10 protein-coding genes and 4 tRNA genes are annotated in these 8,137 nt (G+C 65.3%); 9 read left to right on the top strand and 5 right to left on the bottom strand.

Features of this window, described 5'->3' with window-relative positions:
• The first annotated feature begins 217 nt into the window (after positions 1-217).
• Positions 218-664, top strand: a complete 447-nt coding sequence (locus JOZ00_RS26295; RefSeq protein ID WP_293350358.1) for a DUF5994 family protein — start codon at positions 218-220, stop codon at positions 662-664.
• A gap of 48 nt (positions 665-712) precedes the next feature.
• Here the strand turns inward: JOZ00_RS26295 and JOZ00_RS26290 are convergent.
• The 3 genes from JOZ00_RS26290 to JOZ00_RS26280 all read right to left on the bottom strand — a co-directional run bounded on the left by JOZ00_RS26290 (position 713) and on the right by JOZ00_RS26280 (position 994).
• Positions 713-789: transfer RNA gene (locus JOZ00_RS26290), tRNA-Phe, on the bottom strand.
• Between the two features lie 26 nt (positions 790-815).
• Positions 816-892: transfer RNA gene (locus JOZ00_RS26285), tRNA-Asp, on the bottom strand.
• Between the two features lie 29 nt (positions 893-921).
• Positions 922-994: transfer RNA gene (locus JOZ00_RS26280), tRNA-Glu, on the bottom strand.
• A gap of 125 nt (positions 995-1,119) precedes the next feature.
• Here JOZ00_RS26280 and JOZ00_RS26275 point away from each other — a divergent pair.
• Positions 1,120-1,195: transfer RNA gene (locus tag JOZ00_RS26275), tRNA-Lys, on the top strand.
• Between the two features lie 88 nt (positions 1,196-1,283).
• Complete coding sequence (locus JOZ00_RS26270; protein ID WP_293350355.1) at positions 1,284-2,078, top strand: TIGR04255 family protein; 795 nt, start codon at positions 1,284-1,286, stop codon at positions 2,076-2,078.
• Here the strand turns inward: JOZ00_RS26270 and JOZ00_RS26265 are convergent.
• Complete coding sequence (locus JOZ00_RS26265; protein ID WP_293350352.1) at positions 2,068-2,973, bottom strand: class I SAM-dependent methyltransferase; 906 nt, start codon at positions 2,971-2,973, stop codon at positions 2,068-2,070. The genes JOZ00_RS26270 and JOZ00_RS26265 overlap by 11 nt on opposite strands.
• Before the next feature lie 83 nt (positions 2,974-3,056).
• On the opposite strand from JOZ00_RS26265, the gene JOZ00_RS26260 reads away from it, so the two are divergent.
• Genes JOZ00_RS26260 through JOZ00_RS26250 form a run of 3 tightly spaced genes read left to right on the top strand, consistent with a single transcriptional unit; the run spans position 3,057 to position 4,212 of the window.
• On the top strand, positions 3,057-3,557 hold the full coding sequence (locus tag JOZ00_RS26260) for a nucleoside deaminase (RefSeq protein ID WP_293350350.1): 501 nt from the start codon (positions 3,057-3,059) through the stop codon (positions 3,555-3,557).
• A gap of 46 nt (positions 3,558-3,603) precedes the next feature.
• Complete coding sequence (locus tag JOZ00_RS26255) at positions 3,604-3,975, top strand: metalloregulator ArsR/SmtB family transcription factor (protein ID WP_293350347.1); 372 nt, start codon at positions 3,604-3,606, stop codon at positions 3,973-3,975.
• Positions 3,976-4,008: 33 nt separating this feature from the next.
• Positions 4,009-4,212 (top strand): zinc transporter Slc39a7, encoded by a 204-nt coding sequence (locus tag JOZ00_RS26250; protein ID WP_293350344.1) that lies wholly within the window; start codon positions 4,009-4,011, stop codon positions 4,210-4,212.
• A 9-nt stretch (positions 4,213-4,221) separates the two neighbouring features.
• Here JOZ00_RS26250 and JOZ00_RS26245 read toward each other — a convergent pair whose 3' ends face one another.
• Entirely contained in the window at positions 4,222-5,262 is a 1,041-nt protein-coding gene (locus JOZ00_RS26245) for an oxygenase MpaB family protein (protein ID WP_293350341.1), read from the bottom strand.
• Between the two features lie 65 nt (positions 5,263-5,327).
• Between JOZ00_RS26245 and JOZ00_RS26240 the strand changes: the two genes are divergently transcribed.
• From JOZ00_RS26240 to dusB, 3 genes are all read left to right on the top strand, one after another.
• A complete protein-coding gene (locus JOZ00_RS26240; RefSeq protein ID WP_293350338.1) occupies positions 5,328-5,942 on the top strand; it encodes a TetR family transcriptional regulator in 615 nt (204 codons plus the stop codon).
• A 127-nt stretch (positions 5,943-6,069) separates the two neighbouring features.
• Positions 6,070-7,092 (top strand): acyl-ACP desaturase, encoded by a 1,023-nt coding sequence (locus JOZ00_RS26235; protein WP_293350335.1) that lies wholly within the window; start codon positions 6,070-6,072, stop codon positions 7,090-7,092.
• A gap of 7 nt (positions 7,093-7,099) precedes the next feature.
• Positions 7,100-8,137, top strand: a 1,038-nt coding sequence (dusB, locus tag JOZ00_RS26230) for a tRNA dihydrouridine synthase DusB (protein WP_293350332.1), incomplete at its 3' end; no start/stop codon positions are given.

The following is an 8,137-nucleotide window of genomic DNA, read 5'->3' as shown; positions in this document are numbered from 1 at the left end:
GTCAGCGGTGGTCCAATGCGCGATCGGCGCGGATGACATCCACGGGCAATGTGAATTCCTCCGTCTGTCCCGCGTCCGTGGGCCCGACGACGCCGAGCGCGAAGGAACTGCCCATGGGTTATGCAACGCGGGCCATCGCCCAACACCTATGCACGCGAAGTTCTGTATGCGCGCCCGTGACCCTCGGCTGCGCGAATTGCCGGCTGCGGTACCTCCGATGATTCATGCGATCGGGACACGTCGCCAAGCCAATCCCATCCGGCTGTCGGTGGCTCGCGAGCTCGGTAGCGAAATCGACGGCGCGTGGTGGCCCCGAGCGGATCGCATTACCAATGAACTACCCGAGGTTGTTGCGGTCCTGACTCCTCTGCTCGGGGCCGTCACCTGCATCAATGTGAATTGGTCGTCGCTGCAACGACCACCCGATCTCAACTGGCCGGGCTGGGAAGGCAAACGCCAGCACGTGATGACCGTCAGCGGCGCAAGTGCATGCGCCAATCTGCTGATCGTTTCTTACGCGACCCACGCCGCGCTGGCTCTGATGGTGCTGCGCCGCGCCGCGAATCTGCCCATTGAGCGTGTCGATCAAGACAAACCGGCGTTCATGCTCGCGGGATCGATCCTGCGGGCCGCGCAACAACAGCGTGAACGCGCTTCCCGTTAATAGCCGAACTGTAGGTGGCAGGCGGAAGATCAATACCGCCGCGGATCGTGGTGGCCAGGGGCGGGATCGAACCGCCGACCTTCCGCTTTTCAGGCGGACGCTCGTACCGACTGAGCTACCTGGCCGGAAGGCATTGAATGCCTCGCCATGCTGGCGACCCTGACGGGACTCGAACCCGCGACCTCCGCCGTGACAGGGCGGCGCGCTAACCAACTGCGCCACAGGGCCTAGCTGCTGCTCCGCGTTACCGCGTCGCGTACCCCCAACGGGATTCGAACCCGTGCTACCGCCGTGAAAGGGCGGCGTCCTAGGCCACTAGACGATGGGGGCCAGAACCGAATCACTTCGGGGGTACTCGCAACGTGGTTTCGTTGGGAGCCACGCCAGCTTAGGTCACCGTGGCCCGAATCCTCAAACGAGCCACGTTTTGCGTCCAAGTATCCTGAATCACCGCGGCCCCTATAGCTCAGTTGGTAGAGCTACGGACTTTTAATCCGCAGGTCCTAGGTTCGAGTCCTAGTGGGGGCACCAAAGCACGTTTTCCGGCCGGTATGACCGCGGCAGACGGCTGATCGCCGAAGCGATGCGGCCGCCACACCGCTTGGCTATGCTCTCGTCGATGAGCGATGACGCGGCGGGGGCCGCGCCCGTAGCCCTGGTCACGATGGAAATCCGTCATCCGGCAACGGATTCCCTCAGCGAGTCGTCGACCGCAGCGCTCAAAGAGCTACTTCTCGATGAGCTACCCATCGAGCGCCAGGCCCAGGACGCGGCCTGGGCGGCGAGCCCCGGCGGGGGCCCCACACTGGCCACCGAGTCCTTTGCTCGTTTCCTCAACCAGGACAACACGCTTGCGGCGTCGATGAGGTCCCAGGCGATCGTGATCGAAACCACCGCCTACTCCGATTTTGTGACGCTGGTAGAGGTCGCGATGAGGGTCCTGGATGCCCGCCACGCGGTGTCTCCCGTTGCCGGGGTGGAACGAGTCGGCCTGCGCTACATCCTCGAGCTGCGGGCGTCGGCGGGCCGGCATGGCCGCGTCGAGTGGACCGATTGGATCGCCGAGCCGTTGTTGGGGCCGCAGCGCATCGCGCCCGACACTCTGAGCCTCACCGAGCTGCAGGGCGCCGCCGTCTACCAGGAAACGCAACCGGGCAGATCGATGATCTTGCGCTACGGCCCCGGCATGGGTCAGGCCCTCGACCCGAACTTCTACCTGCGCCGGACGCTGCCGGTCGATGCCGGGCCGTTCTTCCTGTTGGACATCGACAGCTTCTGGACGCCGGTCCGGCAGATCCCCGAATACGACGGCGACGTAGTGCTTTCGACGTTCGAGGCTCTGTGCGAGCCGGCGCACACCGCGTTTCAGCAGATGCTCAGCAGCCGGCTGAAAGACGAGCTGGTTATCCGCTGACGCCGAGTACCGCGCTGCTGTACGTCACATCGGCGAACGCCTCTGCGACGTCGTCGTCGGGATAGACGAAGCCGTTGGCCACGTACAGTTCCCCGACGGTCCGCGACGAGGTCCGCCAGCCACGCTGGGCGAGATGGTCGAACGTATGGCTGCGATCGCCGTGATAGACGAGATCGTTGAAGTCGATCTCGAAGCCCAATTCGCTCATGCGGTCGTGATGTGAGCGCCACCGCTCGTCGCTGAAGACCGCGGTGTCGGGCACGGAGTCGAACGCCAGCCGGCTGCCTGGCGCGCTCAAAGCGGTGATGTTGTCGAACAGCGCGTCCTGAGCCTCGTCGGGGAGGTACAGCAGCAGTCCCTCCGCGCTCCACGCCGACGGCGCCCCCGTGTCAAAACCCGCCTCGCGCAGCGCGGCGGCCCAGTCATCGCGCAGGTCGACGGCGACGGTGCGCCGCTGGGCGGTCGGCTCGGCGCCGAGGTCATCCAGGGTCAGAGTCTTGAACTCGATCACCTCCGGCATGTCGACCTCGTAGACGACGGTGCCCGCCGCCCACGGCAGGCGATAAGCGCGTGCGTCGAGCCCCGCCGCGAGGATTACCGCCTGGCCGATGCCGTCCTGTGACGCGTCGACGAAGAAGTCGTCGTAAAACCTTGTGCGACAAGCCATTCCGCGAGCCATGCGAGCGGGGTCGAAGTCGGATTCGCCGCCGACGGGAATCTGGCCGTCCACCAGCCGGACGTAGACGTCGATACCGACCGCCCGCACCAACGGCGCGGCGTAGGGATCGTCGATCAACTTCTCGTCGGAGGAAATTGCACGCTGGGCCGCGACCATCGTCGCCGTCGCCCCCACGCTCGTGGCCAGATCCCAACGATCACGATCGGTGCGCCCCATGCAACCCCCTCGTCGAAAAACATAGACTGTCTAGTTAGTAGCACAGCGATAGCGCCGCACCTCCAGGACTACCCTCCGACGGTGTGACGGATTTTGCTCAGCGAACGATCGACCTGGCCCGCCAAAACGTCGAGGAGGGCGGACGCCCGTTCGCCACCGTGATCGTCCAAGACGGCCAAGTCCTCGCCGAAAGCGCCAACAAGGTGGCCCAGACGAACGATCCGACCGCCCACGCGGAGATCCTCGCCATCCGCGAGGCCTGCATGAAACTGGGCACCGAGCACCTGGTCGACGCCACGATCTACGTGATGGCGCACCCATGCCCGATGTGCCTGGGCTCGTTGTACTACTGCTCGCCCAAGGAAGTCGTCTTCCTGATCACCCGCGACGCCTACGAGCAGTACTACCTCGATGACCGCAAATACTTCGAGGTCTCCACCTTCTACGACGAGTTCGCGAAGAGCTGGGACCAGCGACGCCTGCCCATGCGCTACGAACACGCCGAGCGCGCGATCGAGGTCTACGAGTCCTGGTACGAGCGCAACGGCCGCCAACGCGAGTCGACGGTAGTCCCCGAAAACTGAACCGAAATCTCTGGCAGCGCCGCGGCACCTTCGCTATTATTTGCGTATGCATGCAGATAGTAGCGGAGGCCGATTGCCTGATGACCAGGTCAGCCTGGTGGTCGAGGTTTTCCGGATGCTGGCCGACGCCACTCGAGTGCAGGTGCTGTGGTCGTTGACCGACCGCGAGATGGCCGTCAACGAACTGGCCGAACACGTGGGCAAGCCCGCGCCGTCGGTTTCCCAGCACCTCGCGAAGCTGCGGATGGCACGCCTGGTGCGCACCCGCCGGGAGGGGACCACCATCTTCTACAGCCTCGAGAACGACCACGTCCGTCAGCTCGTCATGGACGCGGTCTTCAACGCCGAGCATGCCGGCCCGGGGGTTCCAGGGCATCACCGCGGGAACCGCGCGTTGAAGTCAGTGAAAGACCAGTAGACACAAAATGTTTTACACACAAGGGAGATACCGATGACCGACCAGCACGCCCACGACGCGCCACACGCGCACGAACACCAGCACGGCGACGTCACGCACGAGCATGCTCACACCGCGCACGAGCACGACCATGTCGAGCATGAGCATTCACACACCCACGGCGACGGCTCCGAGCACACCCACCCGCACGTGCACCAGGCGGGCGTGGAAGACGTTCACGGTCACAAGCACGCGTAACCGCGTGCCCTAGGAGAAATTCGGGCTGTAGTGCTTCGGGTTTTCGCGCTCGCCCAAGGGCGGTAGGTTGCGCGCCGGAGTCTGCACCAGCGGCGTGTCCGCCGGGATGCGGCCGGCGGCCCGGTCCAACCCGGCGCGCGCCCGCGGGTGCTTGCGGAATCGGCTTGGCACGCAAGCGAAGACGATGCGGACGAGATCACCGAAGCGGCGATGCAGCCACTCGTCATGGCGCGACCACGTGTAGCCCATCAGCTCCCGGACGGGCGGATCGTAAAGCCCGACCGTCACCCAGACGAAGAACGGTGCGAGCAGCTTGCGCTGCGCTGCCCACAGCCAATTCGGAACCCATTGAGCGAACGGCGGTTTGGGTAACTCGGTCAGGTCGAGCACGGCGCGTGCGGCCAGATTGTTCTCCAGCACGTCGCGGCACATGTGATCCCAGTAGGACTGGAAGTCCTCCCAGGACTCCGGGACGGGCCGCATGCTCATGCCATACATCCGGTACCAGTCGACATGCTCGTCGAACAGCTGGCGCTTCTGCGCCTCGGTCAAGCCGCCGCAGAACCGTTCGGCCACATGAATGGTGCCGACGAAGAACGTGGAGTGGGCCCAGTAGAAGACGTCGGGGTTCAATGCGTGGTAGCGGCGCCCCTGCTCGTCGACACCCTTGATGTCGGTGTGGTAGTCGCGCACTTCGGCGCCGGTGACCGGAGCGCGGTCGGCGTCGAACACGACGCCGCCGATCGGGTACAGCGAGCGCAGCAGCCGCTGCCAGCGCTCTTGGAAGAAGGTGGAGTGGTCGATCACCGCCGCGCCCAGTTGCGGGTGCATGTTCTGCATGGAGCCGGCCCACGGGCCTTGCAGCATGCCGCGCCAATCCCCGAAGTATCGCCACGTCAGGGAGTCGGGACCCAGGCAGCTCGGCGGCGTGTCATAGCCCAGCGGTGACACCGGGCAGCTGGCGGTGACGCCGTCGGACGCGGTCTGCGACCCAGTGCTAGCGGCTGCGTCGCTGGTCAGCGGGCACGATGCGGACGTATCTTGAGTCACTATCAATTTCCTGTAGGTTTCGGCAAAATGACTACATGCGTTGTCAGTTTTAGCTTAGGAGGGATGTGCTGACCGGTCAACGACGTGGCCGCTGGGCCGGCGTCCCCCGGGAGAGTCGCCTCGCCCTTCGTCGCAACAACCTGATCGCCGCGGGCGTGCAGCTGCTGGGCGGCTCAGGGGGACCCGCCGTGACGGTGCGCGCGGTATGCCGAGAGGCCGCGCTGACCGAACGCTACTTCTACGAGAGCTTCTCCGACCGCGATGAATTCGTCCGCGCGGTCTACGACGACGTCTGCACGCGGGCGATGGACGCCTTGACGTCGGCGCCGACCCCGCGGGAAGCCGTCGAACAGTTCGTCGCGCTGATGGTCGACGACCCCGTGCGCGGGCGCGTGCTGCTGCTGGCGCCCGCGGTGGAGCCGATACTGACGCGCTCGGGCGCGGAGTGGATGCCCAGCTTCATCGACCTGCTGCAGAGCAAGCTGTCCCGCGTCGACGACCCGGTGCTGCAGAAGATGATCGCCACCAGCCTGTTCGGCGGCCTGCAGAGCCTGTTCACCGCGTATCTGAACGGGCAGCTCGGGGCGACCCGTAAGCAATTCATCGACTACTGCGTCGACATGCTGTACATCACGGCCGCCGCGTACGTTCCCGCCACCGAGCTGGGCACGGCGCAGTAAACGGGCTCGCGCCCACCTCGAAATTGGTCAAAAACTGTTATTTGGCGCGCGGGTGCGGGAACTTGTTGCTACTGAAGTACACAGATATATTGAGTGCTACCCATCGACACAGATAACTGGAGGCCGTATGTCAGCCCGGCTGACCGACTTACAGCTGCTGCACGAACTCGAGCCGTTCGTCGAGAAGTACCTGAACCGGCACGAGAGCATGCACAAGAACTGGAACCCGCACGACTACATCCCGTGGTCGGACGGCAAGAACTACTACGCGCTCGGTGGGCAGGACTGGGAGCCAGGACAATCCCAGCTGACCGACGTCGCCCAGGTGGCGATGGTGCAGAACCTGATGACCGAGGACAACCTGCCCTCGTATCACCGCGAGATCGCGATGAACTTCAGCATGGACGGCGCATGGGGGCAGTGGGTCAACCGGTGGACGGCCGAAGAGAATCGGCACGGGATCGCACTGCGCGACTATCTGGTGGTGACCCGCGCGGTTGACCCGGTCGAGCTGGAAAAGCTGCGCATCGAGGTGGTGAATCGGGGCTTCAGTCCTGGCCAGAACCAGCAGATCCGGGCCGACCTGTTCGCCGAGAGCCTGTTCGACTCGGTCATCTATGTCACGTTCCAGGAGCTGGCGACCCGGATTTCGCACCGCAACACCGGTAAGGCCTGCAACGAAACGATCGCCGACCAGCTGCTGGCCAAGATTTCCGCCGACGAGAACCTGCACATGATCTTCTATCGCGACGTCAGCGATGCCGGGTTCGCGGCCGCACCCAACCAGGCGATGAAGTCGCTGCACAAGGTGCTGCGCAACTTCCAGATGCCGGGCTACCAGGTGCCCGAGTTCCGCCGTAAGGCCGTGCTCATCGCCGTCGGCGGCGTCTACGACCCGCGCATCCACCTCGACGACGTGGTCATGCCGGTGCTGAAGAAATGGCGCATCTTCGAGCGTGAGGACTTCACTGGTGAGGCGGCCGCCATGCGCGACGACCTTGCACTGCTGATCAAGGAACTCGAGCAAACCTGCGATAAGTTCGAGATCTCGAAGCAGCGCCAGCTCGACCGGGAAGCCCGCACGGGCAAGAAAGTGACCGCCCGCGAGCTTCACGAGACCGCGGGCACGCTGACCATGAGCCGGCGGTAATCAAGCGGTGCGCATCGGATCCATCGCGCTTGCCAGCCCGGTGGTCTTGGCACCGATGGCCGGCGTGACGAACGTCGCTTTCCGGACGCTGTGTCGCGAACTCGAGCAGTCCAAGGCCGGCACGGTCAGCGGCCTCTACGTCTGCGAGATGGTGACCGCTCGTGCGCTCGTCGAGCGTCATCCGGTCACCATGCACATGACCACGTTCTCCCCGGATGAGTCGCCACGCTCGCTGCAGCTCTACACCGTCGACCCGGCGACCACGTATGCGGCCGCCAAGATGATCGTCGACGACGACCTCGCCGATCACATCGACATGAATTTCGGCTGCCCGGTGCCCAAGGTGACCAAGCGGGGTGGCGGCGCGGCGCTGCCGTACAAGCGTCGGCTGTTCGGCCAGATCGTCGCCGCGGCGGTGCGCGCCACCGAAGGCACCGACATCCCGGTCACGGTCAAGTTCCGCGTCGGCATCGACGACGAGCACCACACGCATCTCGACGCCGGCCGCATCGCCGAGTCCGAGGGTGCGGCCGCGGTCGCCCTGCACGCCCGCACGGCGGCGCAACGCTACTCGGGAACCGCCGACTGGGAGCAGATCGCCCGGCTCAAACAGCACGTCACGACGATCCCGGTGCTCGGCAACGGCGACATCTACGACGCCAGCGACGCGTTGACGATGATGGCCACCACCGGCTGCGACGGCGTAGTCATCGGCAGGGGGTGCCTGGGCCGGCCCTGGCTGTTCGCCGAACTGTCGGCCGCGTTCACCGGCACCCCGTCCCCGACGCCGCCCACGCTGGGCGAGGTCGCCGACATCGTCCGCCGCCACGGGCAGCTGCTGGCCGCGCACTTCGGCGAGGACAAGGGCATGCGCGACATCCGCAAGCACGTCGCCTGGTACCTGCACGGTTTTCCCGCCGGCCCGGAGCTGCGCCGGGCGCTAGCCATGGTCAAGACGCTGGAAGAGCTCTATTCGCTGCTGTCGCGCCTCGATGACACCGTGCCGTTCCCGGACGCGGCGACCGGCCCCCGGGGCCGCCAGGGT

Source organism: Mycobacterium sp. (assembly GCF_019243155.1).
Lineage (GTDB): Bacteria > Actinomycetota > Actinomycetes > Mycobacteriales > Mycobacteriaceae > Mycobacterium.
The sequence above is the reverse complement of the archived record's forward strand: the minus strand, read 5'-3'. Positions and strand labels throughout refer to the sequence as shown.